This is a genomic window from Fischerella muscicola PCC 7414, assembly GCF_000317205.1.
In the GTDB taxonomy this organism is placed as follows: Bacteria; Cyanobacteriota; Cyanobacteriia; order Cyanobacteriales; family Nostocaceae; genus Fischerella; species Fischerella muscicola.
The window spans coordinates 73,626-97,335 of the sequence record NZ_AJLK01000151.1; the positions used below are offsets into that span (position 1 = coordinate 73,626).

Sequence of the window (23,710 nt, forward strand, 5' to 3'; positions counted from 1 at the left end):
AATCAAGCAATTAGGTACTTAAAATTTACTTTGCCAATCAGCTTTCAGGTTAATCCAAATTAGTTTTTAACCAGAATAACCAAGGAGAAATAATTGCTTCATCATGATTAGCTTGTATGAAACTCAAAGCTTGTTCAGCTATTCTTAGTGACGCTAAACATTTTGCAGAACAAGGTAGATGACAAATTAATGACTTTCCATCTAAATAGCCGCTCGGGTTAATCAAACGGAAACGCCCAACAAATAACCACGTAGCAACTTCTGCTGCAATAGTATCAATATTTGCCTCACCAATTACGGATACAAAATTACAGCAACAAGCAGGATAACCCAGAAGCTTTCCAAGCCTTGATTCATGAGGCTCTAGGCTTCGATCAACAGAAAGGATCATGTTTGCCAAATGTATGTCACGTGCTACGCAAACATAGCCTTCATCATCCACTTGAAAGGCAAAGCTGTATTGTTCACACCAAGTAGCCAGTTTTGTCAAACCGATCGCCTGTTGCACCCTTACTCTAACGGCAGGTTTATTACATACGACAAAATGCAGAAAGTCAACAGTTGCTGAGGCAGGTAATACTTCTTTAGGAAATGAGCGTAGTGCTTGAAGCATAGTCATGTTTAGGTTCACGTCGCCAAATCATAGCTAGTTGTGGGATACTTGTATCCTCAACAACTTGAAAGTCAGCCGCCTCTGCTGCCCGTCGGGAAGCTATATTAGACTTCCGCATATGAGCAATCACTTCATTATGTTCACTCTGTTCACAGGCTTTCCGATATGCAACACGTCCGATGTGTCGTCCTTGATGTTGTGCGTTTACTTTAATTTGTAGCGAAGCATGGCGACCAAAAGGTGCTTCATCTATGATATTTATGTAAACATAGCCAACACGTTGGTCAATAACATTGATATGCCAGTACGCTCCTCCAGGATCTCCCCCACGACCTTTGCTACCTTTTCCTTGCACTAGGTGAATATCTTCTGGATGAACTGGCTCTTGTTGCTTTTTAGACACTGAATTGTGAGGTTTTCGTTTTGCCGAACGCTTTTGAGTTGCCATTAATAGTTTAACTTTGAAAGTTTAAGCAGCAGAATTTATCCCTAACTTGTCAATATGATAATTAATCCGCTCTGTTGCTTTCGACCAAAACTCTGCTGGAAAAAATCCAGGTGATAAAGCTACTGTTACATTTACAATTCGCTCAAGAACTCCTTGCAAATATAAGGCATCAAAAACCGAATCGATGTCCTTTAATATTTTGTGGATAGCAGGATCGTGACGAGAGCTATGCAGTTCCCAATCTGAATCACCATTAAAACGATTGTTAAAGTAATCTAAGTCAATATGTAACAGAGTGGGTACATTAGGCAAGCTATGCAACCAGTCTTCTGGTTTGGCACTTACAGAATATGTACTCAAGTTGCCAAGGTTATCGTTAATTGGCTCCAACATACCTTCTAAACGTACAGATGGTCTCAACATATTTGGATTTAACAATTCATCAACTTTAGTGGCTCGTTCAAGACGATACATACCACAACGACTAGAGCTATATCCTGTAGCACATAAATGACGAATATGCAGCCGAGGAATTTGGTAAAGCAGGGGAACAATAAAACTTCCAATCCCAATTGCTCCACTGTTAATTGCAGCAGAAACTGTTTCTGGCATCAATAAGTCTACACATTGCTGAGTAACAACATCGTTCCACCCACCTGGGTTGAACCACAGTCGGGGACTCATAAGATCGTCATGATCATCTACATGAAGCAGTACCACATCTGTCGGTAACGCATTATTAGCGGCACACACAGTTAGCCAACGACTCCATGAAAATAGTGTCCATGAATCATTCAGCGATAATTGCCATTGCCGCTCTTGCCTTACAGAAAAAGGAATATCTTCCACGTCTACATTTTGTGACCACCAATGCAATCCCTTTGTCAGGTTTGGATCAACATAAAATTCAGCAGTAGTGGGCCATTTAAGAGTAATCGACCAACCTTCATCAGTTAAAGTACTCGTAACAATTTGATTTGGGAAATAACTACGAAGAAGCTCAGCGCGAGCTTGTTGATCATCAGGTAATAGATGGTGTGGGACAACTATCATTAAAAAGTCTCAAAAGTAGTTTGTTAATGGTACGCGATAAGTATGGTTCTTTTCCTCGTGACATTATTATCTGTCCATGACAAAGGAGTAACTAGGAGAGTTTTGAAATCAAAGATCAGTGTTATGAATTTCACACTTTAATAGCTCCCATATTAGTTGTAAGTTCTTCTAATTGCTCAACCATCTCTCTACCTGCTGTGGTTAAATGAGTGCGCTTGAGTGTGGGTATTGCTACTAAAAGACGTGTGCGTATTGTTTCAACTTGATTTTTAGCACGGACTTTTATTTGATCTTGTCCTTCTCTAGACAAATAAGCCCAAAACTCCAACAAATGTGTGAACACAAAAATTGCATGTAATAAACCACTGGGAGGTCTTAAATCTTCCCGCCACGGAGAAGGTACAAGTGGTGCATCAATTTCGATAAGAGGAATGGAGCGTTGTAATAAGTAGAGCTTTTGATGCCGATGCTCGTGGATTAAAGAATCTGCAAGGTCGTATTGGTCAATATATCTGCTGCCTTGCCTGATTGACACATAAAGCGCACCCGGAACAGAATTATCACTAAATGACACTACTTTGTCTGGATGGGCTGTTGGGTCTTTAATAAATTGAATCTCTGGACTGATTGTTATAATTTCTGACAATAAGGCTGGCCGCCAAGATTCGATCAATTTTAGACTTTCATGCACAATAGTTGTGCCAATGTTTCCAACTTCATCGCTTTCAAATAATATTCGTTGACCAAATGGGAGTCGTAGCCAGAGATCATCCCTATTAATATAGGGTACGCCTTCATTTGGGGATTTCAGCGATTCCGCAAGCTCCTCAAGGTAGTTGATGTCTGGTGCAATTAATTCACCATCAATAGAATGTATTGTAATACCATTAGATGCTTGTAGCATCACGGTAGTCCATAAAACCACAGACGGACGAAGTACCAGTTTGTTCAAAATTTCAGGCGGACAAGTCTGAAATTGATTAATAATATCCCGTTTCCCTGGCTCCTTTTCAAGAACAGCCATCAGTGCTTTTTCAAATTCCTTTCGAGCATCGGCCGCCCAGTGTTCGAGAAGTTGTTGAATACTAGCACTTGATGTTAAAGGTGATTCAAACGCAGCAATATCAATAAAAGCAATCCCTTTAGTTTGGCGGTTAAGCTGCTGTTTCTCAATTTCATCATCCAACTGTTGCATTAATCGATTACGGGCGTGAGTAATGAGTGCAAACATTTCACGACAGTATACAGTTTGATGTAAAAAACCATCTGATCCGTATCGATGAGGTACTGAGCCTCCCCCACAAATTTCTACAACAGAACACTTTTGACATGTTGAAGCCAAATTCTCTCGACGCAACAGCTTCCTATGTTCTTGAAGTTGGGGCAAAGCGGCAGCATCAGCAATAGAAGCTGTTTCTAATCCAATCCCTAATGCTGTAGCTCCTTCTATTGTAATTTTTAATACATCTAAATCATGATATGTTCCATCGGTTTCTATTGTTAAAAGGCTGATATCACCCAACCCTAGTGCATCAGTTTCACTGGGTAGCCCGGCCAAGGCATTTAAGATAGCATCAAAACTTCTTATTGGTAGATGAGGATATTTATCAAACCAAAGGTCAAAAGCTTGAATTAACCACGATACGTATAGTTCAGGAATTTCATTTCGTCCTGGAGGTAATCGCAGGTAGTTCGCATCAGGCAAAAGAAAATCAAGACGGGGAGGCTGGTGGGCATTAAAAAATTCTAATAATTCCTGTGGCGACACTGCTGGATCAATGACAGCAATTAGCCCAGCATAAATTTGAGAATAATCTTTTAAACGGTTTAATGCTGCTTCAACTGCTCTAAATGATGACTTACCTTTATGATCGAGTCGGTGTAAATCGTTTACTTTTTCTGGCCCATCAAGACTTAGGGAGACACCGATATCCTCTGCTGCAAAAACGTTAAGAGATGCTTCATTAAGCAACACACCATTTGTCTGAAGCGAAAAGCTCACTTTGCAGAAGGGTGTTACCTCTGAGCGAATCCAACTAACTGTCTCGACAATCCGCTCAGCACCAGCTAAAAGTGGCTCGCCACCATGAAACACAACAGCAATTTCCTCTATATTCTCACTTTGAACATATTCTGCAATACGCTTAGCAAGTAGTTGGCGGTGTTTCTCCGACATAATCGAAGGTCGAAGTCGCCAACTCTGATCTGCATGACGATACATATAACAGTAGTCACATGCAAGATTACAGCGTGAAGCGATTTTGACTAAAAAACAAGTGAGACGAGGATTACTCTGCATTAGTGTTTACAAAGAGCTAAGAGCGATTATGACGATGATGCATCCGATCATAGCTAGTAATAGCAGTTTCAATTTTTTCAACGGCTAGCAGTTTAGCTCGAACGCGATTAAGTGCTGGGTGTTTAGGGTTGAGACTTTTTATTATTTGAGAAAATTCTGATGAGGTGGCATTATTTAAATTTTCTTTATGATTTGAATTGGATTGTGATGTCGTGTGCAACATTATTATCTTCTGGTTTATTTACTCAATTGATAAGTTTTATTCTACTTAAGTGGTCTCAACTTAATTTGTGTAAAACAAGACTTACGCTACTATAATAAATGCAATTAGCTTTGACTGCCATAGCAGTGATACTCATTATTTTTTGCTTGCTAGAGGAAAACATCTCAACTGGAACAAATAAGCTAAAGACGTTGGTCATTCTCCGTGCATAACGGCGAGATTAGATTTTGCCCTCCTGACTGACTTATGCAGGTGATGCCTACAACAGGCTGCACCTACGCAAACTTACACATAGCCCCACTAAGTAAAAAATCTAACGTAAATTCCACATTTTGATTTACTGCGTGTGTTTCCATAGCAGATGCTTTGCAACACTATTTTGAGAATACATCACAGAGAATTTTGACTGTATTAGAAAATAGCAGTAACAATAGTAACAATATAAAGCTGTCTTCGGGAACTGGTGATTGGTAATTACCTATTCCTCCTTACCTAATTCCTCGCTCCCCAAACTATGGCCATAGTCAGAGCTATCCCAGAACAAGGTCAACTGGTTAACGTTCGCTCCCGGCAGTTCGTTGTTACGGATGTGCGTAATACGACTTTACCCACCAATCCAATGCTGAGTGCAGTGGAAAAGACCCAGCATTTGGTTAGTCTATCCTCTGTTGAAGATGATGGTTTGGGAGAAGAATTACAAGTAATTTGGGAATTGGAGCCTGGGGCAGTAGTTTATGAAAAGATGGAGTTGCCCAAACCCACAGGATTTGACCCACCTGCAAGGTTAGATGCATTTCTCGATGCCGTGCGCTGGGGGGCAGCATCAACAGCTGATATTCGTACTTTACAATCCCCCTTTCGCAGTGGCATTGATATTGAAGATTATCAGCTTGACCCAGTAGTGCGAGCAATTCAAATGCCTCGCGTTAATTTGCTGATTGCAGATGATGTCGGATTGGGTAAAACCATTGAGGCGGGGTTAGTTGCTCAAGAATTAATTATCCGTCATCGCTGTCGGCGCATTTTGATAGTATGTCCATCTTCACTGCAAATTCAGTGGCGAGACCAAATGCGCGATAAGTTTGGTTTGGATTTCCGCGTCGTGGATAGTGCCTTAATGAAGGAACTGCGGCGGAAGCGGGGAATCCACGTCAACCCCTGGCAACATTTTCCCCGGTTGATTACTTCGGTAGATTTTCTCAAACGCGATCGCCCTCTGCGCTTATTGCGCGAAATCTTACCCGCAGAAGGCGAACCAATGTATCCCCGGCGATTTGATTTGCTGATTGTGGATGAAGCACATAATGTTGCTCCCTCTGGTGGCGGGAACTATGCTGTGGATTCCTTGAGAACGGCTGCTATTCGGTTTTTAGTGCCGCATTTTGAACACAAGTTATTTTTGACAGCGACACCACATAACGGCTATCCCGAAAGTTTTACTGCACTGTTGGAATTACTGGATAGCCAACGCTTTGCACGGGGAGTAGCACCAGACCGTAAGCAGTTACAAGTAATCATGGTTCGCCGTCTCAAATCGGAGATCAAAGGTTGGGACGGTTCTGACTTATTTCCACAGCGTTTATTAGAAGCGATTCCTGTAGATTATCCCGCAGCCGAACGCCAAGCACACGCTGCTCTCAAGCGTTATACCGAATTGCGCTGCAAGGGGGTAAAAGATAATACAGAAAAATATGCTACTGAATTTGTGCTGAAACTGTTAAAAAAGCGGCTGTTTTCCTCTCCTCAAGCCTTCGCTCTCACTCTCGCCCAGCATGAAGAATCTCTACAAAATGCCCGTCGCCGCAGTTCTAGCAGTTTATCTCGACCAACCGAAGGAATTTTACGCCGCCAGTTAGCACAAATTGAAGAAGATTTTGCAGATGATGAGGTTTATGAAGAATCGGCAGATGAGGCAATTACTAATACCACTCGGTTATTTAGAGAACTGAGTGCAGAAGAACAGACCTTGCTGCGGCAGATGCGAGAATGGGCAGAGACAACATCAAATACTTTAGATACCAAAGCTAGAGAATTACTGAATTGGATTAATACCTACATTAAACTAGGTGGTAAATGGTCTAACGAAAGAGTAATAATTTTTACAGAATATCGAGCTACACAGAAATGGTTATATAACTTATTTGCCACAGAAGGGTTAGTAGATGGCGATCGCCTAATGACGCTTTACGGCGGAATGAAGTCAGAAGACCGAGAGCAGGTAAAAGCAGCGTTTCAAGCATCCCCTGATATTTCCCCAGTCCGAATTTTGCTGGCGACGGATGCAGCGAGTGAGGGTTTGGATTTGCAGAATTTCTGTTCACGCCTCATTCACTACGAAATTCCTTGGAACCCGAACCGCATGGAACAGCGTAACGGACGAATTGATCGTCACGGGCAAAAAGCTAAAGAAGTGAGGGTTTACCACTTTGTGGGTAAAGATTATCAGCATAATGCAACGACTGGTCTACGTCCTGGGGAGTTGGAAGGGGATTTAGAATTTCTCATGCGGGCGGCGTTGAAAATTAACAACATCCGCGAAGATTTAGGTAAGGTGGGGCCAGTGATTGCGGCGCAGGTGGAAGAAGCGATGATGGGGTATCGCAGCGTTTTGGATACTTCAGTCGCAGAAAGGGAATCTGAAGTTGTACGGCGGATGTTAAAGTTTGAGCGTCAGGTGCGGGAGCAAATTGAGAAACTCAGGGAACAGCTAGATGAAACGCGCCAGCATTTGCGGCTGACACCAGATAATATTGAGGCGGTAGTCAAAATTGGTTTGGAATTAGCCCAACAACCAGCTTTGATTGCTACCGAGGTAGAGGGAGTAAATGGACAAGTATTTTACCTACCACCATTAAAAAGTAGTTGGGCAGTTTGCAGCGAAGGTTTAGCCCATCCCCACACTAAAAAAATTCGTCCGATTGTTTTTGACCCGGAATTAGCACATGGTAGAGATGATGTAGTGTTAGCACACTTAAATCATCGTTTGGTGCAGATGTGCTTGCGCTTGTTACGTGCTGAAGTTTGGTCAAAAGAAGGTAGAAAAGCTTTGCACCGGGTAACAGCGCGTTTAGTTCCAAATTCAGTGTTGGATACACCAGCAGTTATAGCTTACGGTCGATTGGTGATTTTAGGTAGTGACCAGCAACGATTACATGAGGAAGTAATTACGGCGGGTGGGTTGCTCAAAGAAGGAAAATTTAGCCGTTTGGGTGTAATGAAAATTCAAGAAGCTTTAGCAAGTGCCTTACCAGAATTAGCACCGGAGAATATCACGCAGAGATTAGCCCAGTTATGGGATAGCCACGCATCGGCTTTAATGCAAGCTTTGGAGGCGCGGATGCAAGACCGTAGTAAAAGTTTACAACGAGATTTAGGCGATCGCGCTGCAAAAGAGGCAGCTGATATTACGGCGATTTTGACGGAACTGCGCCAAAGCATCCTTAATGAATTGGATGAACCTGAGTTTAAGCAGTTGGAACTGTTTAACACCACAGAAAAAGAACAGTTCGAGCGTAATATTAACAGCCTTAAAGCCAGAGTTGAACAAATACCCGCAGAAATTGAGCGTGAGGTGGCTGCAATCCAAGCGAGGTTTGCTAACCCAACACCAAGATTGTTTCCTTTGGCGGTTACTTACCTAATTCCTCAAAAGTTAGCACGGTGAGTATAACTGTAAATATAATTACAAAGTAATTTTGTGCGAATATGGCCAAAACACATTCGTTTGCAATTCTTGCACCTGTTCCAGAAATGCACTTGCTTTCAGCAATGGAGACAATAACTCAATTAGAACGTGAACTAGGTAATGAAGCGGTTAAAACGGCTTTTGGTAGTATGGATTTTGAGTTATTTCGGAAAGTTGATGAGTTACGGGGGGATAAAAGTGTCGAAGTATTAATTTATGCTTCTCACTCAGATACAGATCAACCTTTGGACTCAGAAGTGTCTTGGAAAGCTTTATACATCGGTCATGTAAATTCTCGTAATGGTAGGTATCCTGGTAACGCTAGGTTTCGTCCACCATCTACTGCTAGTGATAAGCCCACTTGGGCTAGTTTTTGGGAAGTGCAAGATTTGAAACCACTAACTTCTCCTAAAAAAATTGGCTCTTTAAAAGGTTTAGGTAAAAAGTCGTACTATAATCCTCGCTTTATTCCTGAAAGACCATTGTTAATTGAATACCCCTGATATTCTTATGATTTAAATAGATAAATAATTCTAGTCCATATCAAGTTACTAACTAATAATATTAAAAAATTAAAAATATGAGTACAAAAGGACTTGTTGTTTTAGTACCTTACAAAACCGGACAAGAATTTTATTCCGACTATGAAGATGATTATGAATATGGAAATGAAGACGATGAAGAAAATGAAGAGTTTTTAGAAACGAATAAAGATGATGAAAACGATGAAGACGATGAAAAATTTTTAGAAGCGGATGAAGATGAGAATTTAGCTTATCTTCCTGTTTATGTTGAAACAGAGGATGAGGATTTAGCTTTAATGTCTGTCGCTTATGAAGCGTGTCAATGTAGATACGTAACTTTCTCATCATCAGTTACAACAGCACAAGAATGGGAAGATAGAGGTTATCCTGGAACGGTAGAAAATCCAGGAGTGGATTTACCTCCTAGCTACGAAGCCTTTGAAATTCCTGAACCTGGAGATTGTTTCTGTTGCGCTAGTATGGAAGATTACGAAGTTGTTACTCCAGAAGAAATGATCAAAAGATTAAAGATATCAAAAGCAGATTATATTCTCGTGTATTTAGAAGACGATGATGACTTATGGGAACAGTTCAATAATTGGTGTGTTAAATTTTTGAATTATTCTATTTTCCGACCTCACAAATAAATCTATTTAGGTAAATTTTCAGTTTAAAAACTAAACCCTATTCCCCATTACCCATTACCAATTCCCCATGTCTACCGCCCGTCATCACGCCGAATGGTTATCTTTAGTTGAAGCTTCTGGCCCATTTCTTAGTTTACCCGTACTGGTAAAAGCATTTCCTAATGGATTGGATGCTCACGATCCAGAACACTTGAAACTACTGCGGTTGGCTTGCGAGGAATGGCAGGATAACCAATTAGGCGCACGTCCTGACTCAGCGATTCATCGGGCTTGGGTGGATTTTGTGCTGCGGCAGACTTTGGAATTTACAGATGAGGTGTTGCTATCAGGGCAGCGCATTTCTACGGGGCTGGCTGCGACTATTGCAGAACATGGGGAAACCTTACGTCCTGACTGGGTGGTAGTAAATCCTACGGGAACACCAGACGCAGGGACACCTCGGTTGCTGGTACAAATTGTACCGCCTGAGCAAGATTTAGAAAAACCCCTGAAAGACCGTCGATGGAAAGCCAGCCCAGCAACGCGGATGATGGAGTTGCTGCACGCCTGTAATGTGCGGTTGGGGTTGGTGACGAATGGAGAACATTGGCTGCTGGTAAACGCGCCACGGGGGGAAACGACTGGTTTTATTTCCTGGTATGGGGTGCTGTGGCTGGAAGAACACATTACGCTGCGGGCGTTTCGGAGTTTGCTGGGTGTACAACGCTTTTTTGGGGTGGATGACTCCCAAACCTTGGAGACTTTGCTAAAAGAAAGTGTTACCGACCAGCAAGAAGTTACCGACCAACTTGGCTATCAAGTCCGCAAAGCAGTAGAGGTGTTGGTAGAGGCGTTAGACCGCATTGACCAAGATAGAAACCGCACTCTCCTGCAAGGTATTTCGGAAACCCAACTGTACGAAGCTGCGTTGACAGTGATGATGCGGCTGGTGTTTTTGTTTTCGGCGGAGGAACGGGGTTTGTTGCTACTGGGCGACCCGCTTTACGACCAGTATTATGCTGTTTCGACGCTGCGGGAACAGTTGCAGCAACGGGCTGATAAAGAAGGTGAGGAAGTTTTAGAACGGCGTTATGATGCTTGGTGTCGGCTGTTGGCGACATTTCGGGCAGTTTATGGCGGTGTTCAGCATGATACTTTGCAGCTTCCCGCCTATGGTGGTAGTTTGTTTGACCCTGACAGGTTCCCATTTTTAGAAGGTCGAATGACGGGGACAAGCTGGGAAGCAACTCCCGCCGACCCGATTCCAGTAAATAACCGGATTGTGCTGCACCTGTTGGAAGCTTTGCAAGTATTACAGGTGAAGGTGGCTGGTGCTGTAGAACCACGTAGGCTATCTTTCCGGGCATTAGATATTGAACAAATTGGTCATGTTTATGAAGGTTTACTCGACCATACAGCAGTCAAGGCAACTTCGCCTGTTTTGGGTTTAATGGGAACACGGTATCAAGAACCGGAAGTTGCTTTGGCAAGGTTGGAAGGGATAGAGAATGGGGAATTAGTTAAATTTTTGAAGGCGGAAACAGGGCGATCGCAGTCAGCTTTGCAGAAAGCGTTACAGCAGGAGTTGACACCCCATGAAGAACAACGTTTGTTAACGGCTTGTAACAATGACCAGGAATTATTTAACCGGGTGTTGCCTTTTGCTGGGTTAGTAAGATTAGATACTTTAGGTTATCCGGTGGTGATTCCCACGGGAAGCGTGTATGTGACGCAGGGAAGCGACAGGCGGGAGACAGGGACACACTACACGCCGCGCAGTTTGACGGAAGAAATTGTGCAGTACACCTTGGAACCGTTGGTGTATGAGGGTGTGGCTGAGGGTAAGCCGAAAGAACAGTGGAAACTCAAGTCAGCAGCAGATTTATTGAAGCTGAAAATCTGCGATATGGCGATGGGTTCGGGTGCGTTTTTGGTGCAGACTTGTCGCTATTTGGCGGAACGGTTGGTTGAGGCGTGGGAAAATGCGGAAAAGGCGAATCCTGGTAAAGTGGTGACAGCACCGGAGGGAACTTTATCTAAGTCGCGTCCAGAGGAGTGTGTAATTCCCAAGGATGCCGATGAACGGTTGATGGTGGCGCGGCGGATAATTGCGGACAGGTGTTTGTATGGGGTGGATAAAAATCCCTTAGCGGTGGAGATGGCGAAGTTATCGCTGTGGTTGATAACACTGCAAAAGAACTGTCCATTTACGTTTGTGGATCATGCCCTAAAGTGTGGGGATTCGCTGATTGGGGTGAGTTTGGAACAATTGCGTTATTGGAATTTGGACACGACTGGGACACCAGAGTTATTTGCCGATCAGATTCGGCGGGAAGTTGATAAGGTAATTGAGTTACGGCGAGAGATAGCATCGCTTCCAGTGTTGACGAGGGAAGACCAAAATCGCAAGGCATATTTGTTAGCCCAGGCGAATGCGAGAAGTTTTGATTTACGTAGAGGTTGCGATTTATTGGTTGGTAGTTATTTTAATGATTGGTCTGAGAAGGAACGGGAAGGTTTAAGGAAGACTTTGTTAACTACATTTCGGGATGGTGTAGATATTCCTGAAGGTATGGGTAAGGCTTTACCTGATTTTGAAAAGTTGCGTCCTTTTCATTGGGAGTTGGAATTTCCTGAAGTATTTATTGATGAAGAAAGACAGGGGTTTAATGCAATAGTTGGTAATCCACCTTTTATGGGTGGAACGCTAGCTTCTGCGGTGTTAGGTGAAAATTATATGCGTCACCTTCGCAACCAAAATCAACCTTGGCATGGGAAAGCTGATTTAGTTGGACTATTTTTAAGAATAGGCTTTCGCTTGCTTACAACAAAAGGTTTTATTGGAGTATTAGCTACTTCTTCTCTCACTCGTGGCGAAACTGTAGAAAGTACATTAGTTCCCTTACTACAAGCAAACTCTGTTATTTATCATGCTCGTTCACCATTTCCTTGGCCAGGTAAAGCACAGGTTAATGCGGTTATTGTATTACTTACAAATTCAAAATGGCAAGCAAGTATTATTTTGGATGAGTTGGAAGTCCCAAGTATTACTGCTGATCTTGAAGCAACATTTGTTAATAATTCGGAACCATACGAGCTTGTTGATTTTTATTTAGAAGGCTACATGGGTATAAAACTTTCTCCTAAAAATGTATCTCTTACTAAGAGCGATATAAATAAGCTACCACAAAGAATTTGCAAGGCTTTTTTGCCTGCTGTAGGAGGGGAAGAACTATATCAACTCATTGATCTTAGTGAAAGTCATTATTCATTTTCTTCTGATCTGTTATCACAGGAAGATTTGGAAGAATACTGTAAAATAACAGGGCAAAGTCTCTCTATCAATGATATTAATCACTCCCGTCCTGCTAAAGAATTGAGATTAAGGCTAAATATGAGCCAACTTAATTTTGCTTGTGCAGAAACAACTTACGGTCAATTATCTTTTGCAAAAATACCTAGTATTGGAATTATTCCTAAGCATAAGATTATAGTGTTTCCATGCCAAAGTTGGGCAAGTTTTTTAATATTGCAATCAAATGTTCATGATATTTGGGCTTGGAAATATGGAGTTAGAAGAGGCGATAGTTTAGGATATTCTCCAAAAAGATGTAGTAATACTTTTCCATTGCCACAAATATTATATGAAGAAGATAAAACAGTTGTGTATAAACAGCTTAATATAAGCGGTCAAGAGTATTATAACTTTAGATTTAGTATGAATGACAGCAAGGTCTGAAGGATTAACCAAAACCTACAACCGCTTCCACAACCCCGACGACACCGCCGCCGATATTCAACAATTGCGCGAATTGCACATAGAAATGGATAATGCTGTAGCTGCTGCTTACGGTTGGCAACATTTAGAATTATCTCATGGTTTCCACCAAACTAAACAAGGCTTACGCTTCACCATTAGCGAAACTGCACGGCGAGAAGTGCTAGATAGATTATTAGAATTAAATCACCAACGCTATGCTGAAGAGGTAGCACAGGGTTTACATGATAAAGGCAAGAAAAAAGCTAAATCTGGAGGTAAGAAAAAGGCGCAAGTACAACCTAAAAAACAAGATAATGATAGTGAGCAATTGAGTTTGTTTTAGGGAATAGGGAATAGGGAATGGGAGGATAAGCTAATAATTTCCTATCTTTTTTACAAAGCGATTTTCCCAATTTTTTTCATGTTCATATTCATCCAACCAAACCTTTAAATCAATTGCATCGGTAAATTCCATAAAAGCTATTGCAAACCCTTCCAACTGTTGCAGATTCAATCCGCTAATGCGTTCGGAGATTCCAGGTATTTCTTCCTCAAGTTCATCAAGAGTACCAAAGCGACTACGAAATAAACAAGTAAATAAATGATACGCACCAGGATATAAAATATCATCATTATTTACTGACTCTTGCATAATATCCTCTCTAAAAATTGCTGAATTAAATCTTTTTCAAACTTCAAACCTGCTAATATCTCTGTGTAAGCTGCGATATTCTGCTTTGTCTCCCTATCCGAAATTTTAGCAACACTTTGGGCAACCTGCGATAATAACCTCTGGGGTGAATCTGTCTGTGTTAAAGGTGCTAACGGTAATAATGCAGGATTATCTAGAAAGAACGCCAAATCTTCAACATTCTCACAACACGATAGCAGTGATGTGTCATTCTTACTAAACTGAGGAAAAATTTATGCGAACAGTACCAATCCAATTACCCGAAACAGTATTTTCAGCACTCCGCAAAAATCCTGAAGAATTTATTCAAGAAATGCGAATTGCAGCAGCAGTTAAATGGTATGAATTAGGCGAAATATCACAAGCCAAAGCAGCAGAAATTGCTGGACTAACTCGTGCTGAATTTATTCATGCTTTATCACGCTACAAAGTAGATTTTATGCAATATACTGCCCAAGAGTTAGCTGAGGAATTGGCAAATGTCGATTAATCGTGCAATTATTAATTCTTCACCGTTGATTGTGCTTTTAAAAAGTCAACAAGCGCAATTAATTCCACAATTATTCACAGAAATCTTAGTTCCATCGGGTGTTTTTGAAGAAGTCACCACAAAAGATGATGTAGCATCAACGCAATTACCTAGTATCTCTTGGATACAAATAGTAGAAGTTAATACTATTGCACCTGAAGTAGCAGCTTGGGATTTGGGAAAAGGAGAATCACAAGTATTGAGTTTGGCACTAAAAAATTCAGATTGTGCGGCTATTGTTGACGATAGGGCAGCACGGCGTTGTGGTCAAGCTTTAGGTGTTAGGACTATTGGGACAGGAGGTTTGCTGATATTAGCAAAAAGACGTGGACTGATCCCCAGCATATCTCCTGGTATTCAAGCTTTGCGTGACGCTGGGTTGTGGTTATCCGATACTTTGGTTAATTTATTGAAACAACAAGCTGGGGAATAGGGAATGGGTAATTGGTGATTGGTAATGGGTAATGGGTAATGGAGAAGTATATAACTAACCAGTTTCAGTTTTATTTTATACAATGAATTTAAGCCTTGTATAGAAATAGCCATTTACCATGACCTTCGAGATCATCCACAAACCCACCTTCACTAACCAACTCTTGGCTATTCCTAAAGAGTATGTAGTGCAAATCTTAGAGAAAATCGAAGTATTGCGCGATGATCCCAAACCCCACGGTAATTTAAAGAAGAAACTACACGGCTATAAGGGTGATGTCTATCGCCTACGTTCAGGAGACTATCGCATAATTTATACTTTTGGCGATAAATGGGTAGCCTTGCTGGGTGTTGATGCTCGTAAAGATATATACAAAGGTGATAAGCTCGTTGCTGAAACAACTGATATCGATATCAGCAACCTACCAGATGTAGAAGCAATGCTGACCGTTAAACCAACTTATACCCCAAGCTTTGCTTTACCTAATGTCTCCAGCACAGAAACGCCGCTACCTGTGGAAATTACAGAAGATTTGCTTCGTAGGTTGCGAGTACCGGAAGAATATTGGTCAACATTAACTGCTTGTCGGACATTAGATGATTTGATGGCAGTCAATTTACCCGGTAAATGGTGCGATACTCCTACGGAGTCGATTATCGAACGCATTTTTGATTGTATTGCTGAACCCAATTTTGACCAAGTTCTTAATCAACCCAGCTTTGTTACAGGTAGCACCGATGATTTACTGCGCTTCACTGAAGGTGAGTTGCTGGGATTTTTGCTGAAACTCAACCCTGAACAAGAGAAATTTGTCAGTTGGGCAATTAATGCCAGTGGCCCTACCCTATTAAAAGGTGGCCCCGGTACAGGTAAAAGTACCGTCGCACTTTACCGTGTTCGTGCGTTACTAGAAACACTTCAAGCCAACGGGGTCGAAAAACCCAAGATATTATTCACAACCTATACAAATGCGCTAGTTGCGTTTTCTCAACAACTTTTAGCAAGTCTCTTAGGCGAAGACATCCGGTATGTTGAGGTAAAAACTGCCGATGCCATAATAGCTTCAATAATTTCCCAAAGCACCGGAAAACCCAATATTGCTTCTGGTGAAGTTCTGCGAAGAACCATGAAGCAGGCGTTAAATAATACTATTGATTCTCTCGAAGGCAATCTACTACAACGTCAAGCCCAAGAACAAACGTTAAAACGCCTAAGCATCGATTATTTAATTGATGAAATCGGTACAGTTATCGAAGCACGCGAACTCAAAACCCTCGATGCTTACCAAGCAACACCACGAAACGGTAGAACAATTTCTCTTAATAAAACACAACGTCAAGCAATCTGGCATCTGCGTCAACAATTCTACCAGCTGCTAGAAAAACAAGAACTCGAAACTTGGCAGCAACTCCGTACCCGTGCTTTGTCAACATTGCAGGAGATGGATAACCCGCCAATTTATGATGCGGTAGTGATTGATGAAGCCCAAGATTTAGACCCCAACACTTTGCGTATCCTCACCCGGCTTTGCCGTTACCCTAACCGTCTGTTTATTACCGCCGATGCTAATCAATCCATATATGGTAGTAGCTTCCGATGGACTGACGTTAGCCAAGACTTGAAATTTGTTGGACGCACAGGAGTATTGCGTGTTAACCACCGCACTACCCGCGAAATTAACGAAGCGGCGATTTTGTACTTGACTAACGGTGCATTGGATGAAATTGAAAATACACGGGACTATATTCACAATGGCCCACCGCCGGCTGTCCGTGCTGTAAACAATCCTGGGGATGAAGCAGAATTGCTGGTACGCTTTTGTAAAAGTGCTGCCCGTGAATTTCGCTTGGGTATTAACGCTTGTGCGGTAATTGTGCCAACAGAGAGTGTTGGTACAAAAATAGCTGCTCAACTTTCATACTTAGGCTTAGAAGCGCATTTCATGACGAGCAAAGACTTAGATTTAAATAAACAAGGTGTTAAGGTTATTACGCTGAAAGCTGCCAAGGGGTTAGAATTTCCTATCGTAGCGTTAGCCGGATTTTTGGATTCACCCTATCCGACAATTGCCAAAGGCACACCGGAGGATGAAGTTCTAGAAATTTTGGCACGCGAACGCCGTACTTTGTTTGTTGGTATGACTCGTGCTATGAGGGCATTACTCATTATTGTTCCTGCAAGCAAATCCCCTGTTCTCCTCGAAAACTTTGATTCTCAATTATGGAATTTAGGGAATAGGGAATAGGGAGAAAACTAACTACTAATTACTAATTACTAATTACTAACAACTAACGAATGATTATCCAGCTACCTTCCGTACTTCCAGGTGAATTAGATTTACTAGATATCAACAAACAACTGCGGGAACATAAAATTCAGCTTGATTGGAGTGCGGTAGTGTCTGCACCGGAGCCTCAACTGGCGATTTTGCTCCAAGGACTCGACCTGACAAATGATGCAGATTGGTTGGGAGTTGAGGGTGCGATCGCTGATAATGTAGCTGCTGGCATTCTGCGTTATTTTGCACAGCACAAGCAACAAGCAAAGAAATCGCGTGCCAAGAAAAAGCCACAAGAAACCAAAGTTACACCACAAGTGTGGACGCAGGGGAATTTATTAGAGACACAATTTGTTCCCTCTCAAAACGAAGGTCAATTATTAAAAGAACAATTTATACCTGCTAGTAATAATTTAGTTGTTGAAGACCAGCCAGAAACAATAGAAGCTGAAGTTTCCAACATTCTTGAATCAAAGATACCTACGCCCTATGAAATCCGTGATGAATTAGAAAAGGCAGTATTGGCAGATTTACTGGGGCCTGCGGGTGGCGAGGAAGAAGAGGTAGATGAGGATAGTGTAAGCGATCGCTATCTTGTAGGGTTACTCGCACCACTACAACGCAGCATGAGTGCTGGGACTATTAATAAATCGGCTGTTGCTGGTAGCCTAGCGTCTCCTAGAAAAGGAACGGAAGTCACAGCACCTGTCAATTCCGAACTGCCAAACCCAGAAACCGAAATACAAGACGAACCCTTCAGAGAAGTTGACTGCCAACAACCAGAAAATCTCGATGAATTAGCTGTAGTTGGCAAAGGTACTGCGGAGGAAGGCACGACCGAAGTTAGTGTACCACCTGCTGAAACCATGTTTCCCTCTTCCTTCGGTATGACTTTCTGTGTTAGTGGTACAGCTAAAAAATTACAAATTAACGCAGGTTGGGGGCAATATAAACGCGAAAAAAGCGAAACTATTACTAAAAAAGATGACACACCCAAAATGGTGTGGAAACGCCAACAAATTCGAGAAAATTCACCTCCCATTTCTTTAGTTGAGGGAGACATTGCTACTTGGATAGTGCATCCTGATTATCCTCAAGTTTATGTCCAAGGAAAAATTCGCCAACAAATTAACGGAGATTGGATTGTTAGCTTGTTTTTAATTAACGGACAAAAAGAACCCGCCAAGTTACGTGATGAAGCGTGGTTATTTCAACCAGAATTAAGCGTACAATCAGCAGATCCTCAATATTACGACATTTTTCTCAAACGCAAGGAACCGCGTCAGGCAGGTAAGCTTGACCCGGTGATTTATGCTGAAGAAAAAGCAATGTCAATGCTTTATCGTAAACAAGTAGAATTCGCCATTGGTCATGGGGTAAGTGTCCACGCCGAAACAGCACAAAACACTAAAGAACGTGCTGTTAAATTATCTACCAGTGTAGTACCTGTATACGAAGTTCCCAAAACCTCTCCACCTCAAGCAGATGAAATCCCTGAATTAGCGGGACTGGTTTTAGATATGAAGGAATTGGGGGAAACTGCTACCCCAGATTTTATCAGTAAACTAAATCCCCTGGTCACAGCTTACACAGTCTGGATTCAACAACAAGCACAACGCATCTCTGACCCGAATGAAGGATTAGTGGATTACCAAGATGTTGCAAAAGAAGCGATTAAAAAATGCGATCGCACTCTGCAACGTATTCAAGAAGGTTTGACGCTGCTGCAAACTAACCCCCAAGCAGCTGAAGCTTTCCGATTTATGAATCAAGCCATGTACTTGCAGCGTCTTCGTTCCATTTACTCAGAACAAGTACGCCAAGGTAAAACACCAGATTTGGATAAAATACCACTACCTACTTGGTTTCCCTTCCAGTTAGCCTTTATTTTACTGAATTTACCCAGCATAACCGATTTACACCATTGCGATCGCAGTCATGAAACCGATGCTGTTGCAGATTTACTGTGGTTTCCCACTGGTGGTGGTAAAACCGAAGCTTACCTGGGTTTAACCGCATATACTATTGGACTGCGGAGGTTACAAGGGGTAATTGCAGGACGTTCCGGAGAATATGGCGTTGCAGTGCTGATGCGCTATACCCTACGCCTGCTTACCCTACAACAATTTCAACGCGCCACCGCCTTAATTTGTGCTTGTGAATCTATCCGCCGAGACAACCCAGCTAAATGGGGCAACGAACCATTCCGTATCGGTTTATGGGTAGGTCAGCGTACTACCCCCAACCACACTGACCAAAGCGAAGAATTTTGCAAGCAAGCGCGAGGACAGTACCAACAAAGTGCTAGCGGTTCCCCTCACCAACTCACAAATTGCCCGTGGTGCGGTTCTAAAATCGACCCAGGTAAAAATATTGAAGTCGAAGCTTTTAGTAAAGGTCGCGCCCGTACCCTAATATACTGTGGCGACTCTTTGGGGCGTTGCCTGTTTAGTAAAAAACAATCTTCAAACGAAGGTTTACCCATTCTCGTAGTTGATGAAGAAATTTACCGTCGCTTACCCACACTGCTAATTGCTACTGTAGATAAATTTGCCCAGATGCCTTGGAAGGGCGAAATTCAAATGCTTTTTGGACAGGTAGACGGTTACTGTGAACGGCATGGGTTTCGGACTTCGGATATTGAAGATACTGATTCACATAAAAAAACTGCGTATTTACCCGCAGCTAAAACAATTCCTAGCAACGCCCTACGTCCACCCGATTTGATCATCCAAGATGAGTTGCACTTAATTAGTGGCCCCCTTGGTACATTAGTGGGACTTTATGAAACCGCAGTAGACCAGTTATGTTCCTGGGAAGTCGATGGACAAAAGGTTCGTCCCAAAGTTATAGCTTCTACCGCCACAATACGTCAGGCAGAAACTCAGATGCATAACCTTTTTCTGCGGAAAGTACAAGTGTTTCCACCGCAAGGCTTGGATGTAGGAGATAATTTCTTCTCACGCCAGCGAGAACCAAATGAGACTAATCCAGGACGGCGTTATGTCGGTATTTGTGCCACAGGGCGACGGTTAAAAGCTGCATTAATTCGAGTTTATGTTGCTATCCTTGCGGCATCTCAAGACCTGTATGAAAATAAACAATATGGCAACCGTGTTGACCCCTGGATGACATTAGTTGGTTACTTCAACTCTATGCGGGAACTAGGAGGTATGCGACGCTTGGTAGATGATGACATCCGCATCCGCCTTGCCAAAATGGATAGCCGGGGACTAGCGAAACGCCTACGAATTAACTTAGAAGAACTAACATCTCGTAAGGATTCCACCGATATTCCCGTAGTTCTAGATAGACTAGAAACATCCTTCGATCCAGTGCGAGAAGCACAAATCAAAGCCAAACGCAAAGCTGGGGAAAAAGTCGAGCAGCTTGAACCACTGGATGTTTTACTTGCTACTAATATGATTTCCGTAGGTGTAGACGTGAAACGTTTGGGGGTGATGGCAGTTACAGGTCAGCCAAAAAATACCGCCGAGTATATTCAAGCCACCAGCCGTGTCGGACGGACATTCCCTGGTATCGTATTTACAGTTTACAACTGGGCGCGTCCTAGAGATTTATCACACTACGAACGTTTTGAGCATTATCACGCTACATTTTATCAACACGTAGAAGCGTTATCTTTGACTCCCTTTGCGCCTCGTGCCATTGACAGGGGATTAGCTGCATTGTTTATATCCCTTGTGCGTTTAGCGGGTAGAGAATTTAACGGTAACAGCCAAGCAGGACGAATTGAACGCAACCATCCTTATATACAATCTGCCATTAATACAATTTGCGATCGCGCTAATTTAATTGCAGGTACGGAAACCCAAAAACTTGTTAAACAAGCCCTGGAAGCTAAGTTAGATGTCTGGCTAAGTAAAGCACAAAACTTGATTGGGGGCGGTACTCTCAAATATCAAACAGACAAGCGCGATGGTTTGACCATTGAATTATTAGAGTCGGCAGGTCAAGGAATTTGGCAGGACTTTACTTGTTTAAACTCCCTACGAAATGTCGAACCGACAGTGGGCTTAATTTTTCAAGACCAAGTGCCGGATGATGACTTTAGTCGCTTGCCTCAACCAATGAAAGAAGAGGTAATCGGTAATGGGTAAACTTTCAATTACCAATTATCAATCACTAATCAGCAAACCCTAATCCCTGATTACCAATTACTAATCACTAATTACCCATTACCAAAATGAGCCAATCTAACTATAAATACAGAGTAGGTGAACTGCGACCCAGCCAAATTTTATTTTCCTTTGGTGTAGGTGCTGTACTCGACCTGCCCAATCTTTCAGTTATGGTTATGGGTTTGGAAGACTGGAATACACAACAAGGGGTAGTTGAGTTGGGGGAACAACGTCTCCTTGCAGCTATTCGCCGTGAATTGGGTCAACAAGTTAAAAAACTACTTGCACCTCCAATACCTGCTGAGGATGCTTCCTCCGGAAGCCCATTTGACGAATACGCCAGAACAGGAATTCCTGTTGCGCCCTTTCCTGGATGGATGGTATGCCCAAAATGTCGTTTGTTAGCACCTTTATATCCTTATTTCCAACTTAAAGAAAATCCTTATCGTCCAGACCAAACCCGTTATGTTCATCTCAACTGTCCCAAAAGTCAAAAAAAAGACCCAACAGCAATACCATCGCGCTTTCTCGTCTCTTGCGATCGCGGACATTTAGATGATTTTCCTTGGTTATATTTTGTTCATCGTGGCAATACAGCCTGCAAGGGTCCATTAAGGCTAGAGGAATACGGTGTATCTGGTTCCCCTTCAGATATTGTAGTTAAATGCAATGGCTGCAATAGTGAACGTCGATTGTCTGATGCCTTTGGTGAACTAGCCAAGAAAAATATGCCGCGTTGTCGCGGTCGTCATCCGCATTTACGCAATTTTGATGAAAGCTGTGATGAACAAATGAAAACCATTTTATTGGGGGCATCTAATAGCTGGTTTCCAATTACACTCTCAGCTTTATCAATTCCCATAACTTCAAATCAATTAGAGCAGTTGGTTGAACAAAACTGGACTGTTTTAGGAAAAACTAATAACCTAAACGCCTTAGAAGTATTATTACAAGCGTTCTCCGCTATAGGACAACTTCAGGAATTATCTAAGTACAAAACTGATAGAATTTGGTCAGTAATTCAACAAAAACAACTTCAGCAGCAGAGCAATATTGATGATGAAAGTGCCAGAGATTTGAAAACACCTGAATGGCAAGTTTTTTCATCTGCTGACCCAAATCTTAACACTCCAGATTTTCAGCTACGCCCTGTAAAACCACCATCCGGGTATGAAAATTACTTTTCGCAGGTAGTGTTAGTAGAAAGATTGCGAGAAGTGCGTGCCTTAATTGGTTTTACACGTATTCAATCCCCAGGGGACTTTATTGACTCTGGCGAAATTCTTACAGAACATAGAGTGCATTTAAGCCGCAGCAATCCTAAATGGGTACCAGCCAGTGAAGTCAAAGGCGAAGGTATTTTTATCCAGTTCCAAGAAACGACACTTCATCAATGGGAAAAAAATCCAAAGTTACAAGATTATAAGCTTCAAGCTATCGATGCTCATAGAAACTGGTGTAGAGTCCGTTCTCTCGATCCAGACAAAATTCACTTTCCTGGTGTACGCTACATTTTACTTCACTCCTTCGCTCATGCCCTAATGCGGCAAATGGCTCTTGAGTGTGGTTACAATGCTGCCAGTTTAAAAGAGCGAATCTATTCCAAACGTCCAGAAGATGAAGGTGGGCCAATGGCAGGTATACTAATTTATACTGCCGCACCTGATAGCGAAGGTACTTTGGGTGGTTTAGTCAGTTTGGGAGAGCCTAAAACACTTGGATATCATATAGACCAAGCTTTAGAACAAATGCGCTTATGTGCTTCTGACCCATTGTGTGCAGAACATACCCCATTTAAAGGAGCTACATCTTTGCATTGGGCAGCTTGCCATGCTTGTCTGTTTAGCCCAGAAACTTCTTGTGAACGCGGTAATAAATATCTTGATCGCGCAGTTTTGATTCCCACTGTCTTAACTACAGATTTGGCATTCTTCCCAGAGGTAAAAGTGTGAGTTTCTTGCCGCCGCTTTTATTAGCTCAAATTCGCACTTGTGCCAAACAACTTCCATATCCTGTTTTGGAAGCTGTGATTGATTTGTTGACAAACAGTCCAGCAAAATATTGTAATTTTGAATTGAAAGCATCTATCTTGAAACAATTGCCCAATGCTAACTTTCGCCGACTGGTAGGGGAATTGTTAGAAACTTGGTGCCGGGAAGCTGTTTATTTAGACAGTACTGCGATCGCTGCTGCCCTTTCTACAGCAAGCTACTGTGAAGTAGCAGCACGGGATGAGTTATCGGTTGAGTTAGTATGGACTGGGCCTGCGACTGAAGGAATGCCTCTACGCAGAACTGAACAGGTGTTGCTACAAATGATTCGGGAAGCCAAACAGGAATTTATCCTGATAAGCTTTGCCGTATATAAAATTCCAGAGATTACAAAAGCATTAGTAGCTGCTATTAA

Annotated in this window: 18 protein-coding genes; 11 read left to right on the forward strand and 7 right to left on the reverse strand. The window is 42.2% G+C overall.

The genetic code is table 11. From position 1 onward, the window contains the following. Positions 1–49: 49 nt before the first annotated feature. From UYI_RS0123770 to yhhA, 5 genes are all read right to left on the reverse strand, one after another. A complete protein-coding gene (locus UYI_RS0123770) occupies positions 50–613 on the reverse strand; it encodes a hypothetical protein (RefSeq protein WP_016869182.1) in 564 nt (187 codons plus the stop codon). Further along, positions 585–1,061 carry a GNAT family N-acetyltransferase gene (locus tag UYI_RS0123775; protein ID WP_016869183.1) on the reverse strand — a complete coding sequence of 159 codons (477 nt, stop codon included), beginning with the start codon at positions 1,059–1,061 and terminating at the stop codon, positions 585–587. The genes UYI_RS0123770 and UYI_RS0123775 overlap by 29 nt, the downstream gene beginning before the upstream one ends. 21 nt (positions 1,062–1,082) lie before the next feature. Further along, complete coding sequence (locus UYI_RS0123780; protein WP_016869184.1) at positions 1,083–2,114, reverse strand: hypothetical protein; 1,032 nt, start codon at positions 2,112–2,114, stop codon at positions 1,083–1,085. 130 nt (positions 2,115–2,244) lie between these two features. Further along, complete coding sequence (gene yhhB, locus UYI_RS0123785) at positions 2,245–4,413, reverse strand: cyclophane-forming radical SAM/SPASM peptide maturase YhhB (RefSeq protein ID WP_071588873.1); 2,169 nt, start codon at positions 4,411–4,413, stop codon at positions 2,245–2,247. Positions 4,414–4,429: 16 nt separating this feature from the next. Further along, positions 4,430–4,636: a YhhA family cyclophane-containing RiPP gene (gene yhhA, locus UYI_RS37770; protein WP_016869186.1), complete on the reverse strand. Its 207-nt coding sequence runs from the start codon at positions 4,634–4,636 to the stop codon at positions 4,430–4,432. A 514-nt stretch (positions 4,637–5,150) separates the two neighbouring features. On the opposite strand from yhhA, the gene drmD reads away from it, so the two are divergent. From drmD to UYI_RS38450, 5 genes are all read left to right on the forward strand, one after another. Further along, positions 5,151–8,300 carry a DISARM system SNF2-like helicase DrmD gene (gene drmD / locus UYI_RS0123795; RefSeq protein WP_016869187.1) on the forward strand — a complete coding sequence of 1,050 codons (3,150 nt, stop codon included), beginning with the start codon at positions 5,151–5,153 and terminating at the stop codon, positions 8,298–8,300. 41 nt (positions 8,301–8,341) lie between these two features. After that, on the forward strand, positions 8,342–8,824 hold the full coding sequence (locus tag UYI_RS0123800) for a hypothetical protein (RefSeq protein ID WP_016869188.1): 483 nt from the start codon (positions 8,342–8,344) through the stop codon (positions 8,822–8,824). Positions 8,825–8,901: 77 nt separating this feature from the next. Next, a complete protein-coding gene (locus UYI_RS0123805) occupies positions 8,902–9,492 on the forward strand; it encodes a hypothetical protein (RefSeq protein ID WP_016869189.1) in 591 nt (196 codons plus the stop codon). A gap of 67 nt (positions 9,493–9,559) precedes the next feature. Continuing rightward, positions 9,560–13,210 (forward strand): Eco57I restriction-modification methylase domain-containing protein, encoded by a 3,651-nt coding sequence (locus tag UYI_RS39215; RefSeq protein WP_235148009.1) that lies wholly within the window; start codon positions 9,560–9,562, stop codon positions 13,208–13,210. Further along, the gene (locus UYI_RS38450) at positions 13,194–13,574 is read left to right on the forward strand and encodes a hypothetical protein (RefSeq protein WP_199332317.1); all 381 of its coding nucleotides are present in this window, start codon (positions 13,194–13,196) and stop codon (positions 13,572–13,574) included. The genes UYI_RS39215 and UYI_RS38450 overlap by 17 nt, the downstream gene beginning before the upstream one ends. 30 nt (positions 13,575–13,604) lie before the next feature. On the opposite strand, the gene UYI_RS39220 is transcribed toward UYI_RS38450, so the two are convergent. Together UYI_RS39220 and UYI_RS39225 are read right to left on the reverse strand one after the other, a co-directional pair. Next, entirely contained in the window at positions 13,605–13,883 is a 279-nt protein-coding gene (locus UYI_RS39220; RefSeq protein WP_016869190.1) for a DUF4351 domain-containing protein, read from the reverse strand. Further along, entirely contained in the window at positions 13,868–14,092 is a 225-nt protein-coding gene (locus tag UYI_RS39225) for a hypothetical protein (RefSeq protein ID WP_026086138.1), read from the reverse strand. Before UYI_RS39225 ends, UYI_RS39220 begins: the two co-directional genes overlap by 16 nt. A 65-nt stretch (positions 14,093–14,157) precedes the next feature. Here UYI_RS39225 and UYI_RS0123825 point away from each other — a divergent pair, with 65 nt between their 5' ends. The 6 genes from UYI_RS0123825 to UYI_RS33305 form a co-directional block, all read left to right on the forward strand. Further along, a complete protein-coding gene (locus tag UYI_RS0123825; protein ID WP_016869191.1) occupies positions 14,158–14,412 on the forward strand; it encodes a UPF0175 family protein in 255 nt (84 codons plus the stop codon). Next, complete coding sequence (locus UYI_RS0123830; RefSeq protein ID WP_016869192.1) at positions 14,402–14,884, forward strand: DUF3368 domain-containing protein; 483 nt, start codon at positions 14,402–14,404, stop codon at positions 14,882–14,884. Before UYI_RS0123825 ends, UYI_RS0123830 begins: the two co-directional genes overlap by 11 nt. Positions 14,885–15,002: 118 nt before the next feature. Next, entirely contained in the window at positions 15,003–17,129 is a 2,127-nt protein-coding gene (locus UYI_RS0123835; RefSeq protein WP_016869193.1) for a UvrD-helicase domain-containing protein, read from the forward strand. 50 nt (positions 17,130–17,179) lie between these two features. After that, positions 17,180–21,283, forward strand: coding sequence for a DISARM system helicase DrmA (gene drmA / locus UYI_RS0123840; protein ID WP_016869194.1), 4,104 nt, complete (start codon positions 17,180–17,182; stop codon positions 21,281–21,283). An 86-nt stretch (positions 21,284–21,369) separates the two neighbouring features. Further along, the gene (gene drmB / locus UYI_RS0123845) at positions 21,370–23,256 is read left to right on the forward strand and encodes a DUF1998 domain-containing protein (RefSeq protein ID WP_016869195.1); all 1,887 of its coding nucleotides are present in this window, start codon (positions 21,370–21,372) and stop codon (positions 23,254–23,256) included. Beyond that, positions 23,253–23,710, forward strand: a 458-nt coding sequence (locus UYI_RS33305) for a hypothetical protein (protein ID WP_026086139.1), incomplete at its 3' end; no start/stop codon positions are given. The genes drmB and UYI_RS33305, both read left to right, overlap by 4 nt.

Excerpts from the sequence above, each read along its gene's own strand:
- UYI_RS0123770 (WP_016869182.1), bottom strand. The coding sequence starts at position 613 with ATGCTTCAAGCACTACGCTCATTTCCTAAAGAAGTATTACCTGCCTCA.
- UYI_RS0123775 (WP_016869183.1), bottom strand. The coding sequence starts at position 1,061 with ATGGCAACTCAAAAGCGTTCGGCAAAACGAAAACCTCACAATTCAGTG.
- UYI_RS0123780 (WP_016869184.1), bottom strand. The coding sequence starts at position 2,114 with ATGATAGTTGTCCCACACCATCTATTACCTGATGATCAACAAGCTCGC.
- yhhB (WP_071588873.1), bottom strand. The coding sequence starts at position 4,413 with ATGCAGAGTAATCCTCGTCTCACTTGTTTTTTAGTCAAAATCGCTTCA.
- yhhA (WP_016869186.1), bottom strand. The coding sequence starts at position 4,636 with ATGTTGCACACGACATCACAATCCAATTCAAATCATAAAGAAAATTTA.
- drmD (WP_016869187.1), top strand. The coding sequence starts at position 5,151 with ATGGCCATAGTCAGAGCTATCCCAGAACAAGGTCAACTGGTTAACGTT.
- UYI_RS0123800 (WP_016869188.1), top strand. The coding sequence starts at position 8,342 with ATGGCCAAAACACATTCGTTTGCAATTCTTGCACCTGTTCCAGAAATG.
- UYI_RS0123805 (WP_016869189.1), top strand. The coding sequence starts at position 8,902 with ATGAGTACAAAAGGACTTGTTGTTTTAGTACCTTACAAAACCGGACAA.
- UYI_RS39215 (WP_235148009.1), top strand. The coding sequence starts at position 9,560 with ATGTCTACCGCCCGTCATCACGCCGAATGGTTATCTTTAGTTGAAGCT.
- UYI_RS38450 (WP_199332317.1), top strand. The coding sequence starts at position 13,194 with ATGACAGCAAGGTCTGAAGGATTAACCAAAACCTACAACCGCTTCCAC.
- UYI_RS39220 (WP_016869190.1), bottom strand. The coding sequence starts at position 13,883 with ATGCAAGAGTCAGTAAATAATGATGATATTTTATATCCTGGTGCGTAT.
- UYI_RS0123825 (WP_016869191.1), top strand. The coding sequence starts at position 14,158 with ATGCGAACAGTACCAATCCAATTACCCGAAACAGTATTTTCAGCACTC.
- UYI_RS0123830 (WP_016869192.1), top strand. The coding sequence starts at position 14,402 with ATGTCGATTAATCGTGCAATTATTAATTCTTCACCGTTGATTGTGCTT.
- UYI_RS0123835 (WP_016869193.1), top strand. The coding sequence starts at position 15,003 with ATGACCTTCGAGATCATCCACAAACCCACCTTCACTAACCAACTCTTG.
- drmA (WP_016869194.1), top strand. The coding sequence starts at position 17,180 with ATGATTATCCAGCTACCTTCCGTACTTCCAGGTGAATTAGATTTACTA.
- drmB (WP_016869195.1), top strand. The coding sequence starts at position 21,370 with ATGAGCCAATCTAACTATAAATACAGAGTAGGTGAACTGCGACCCAGC.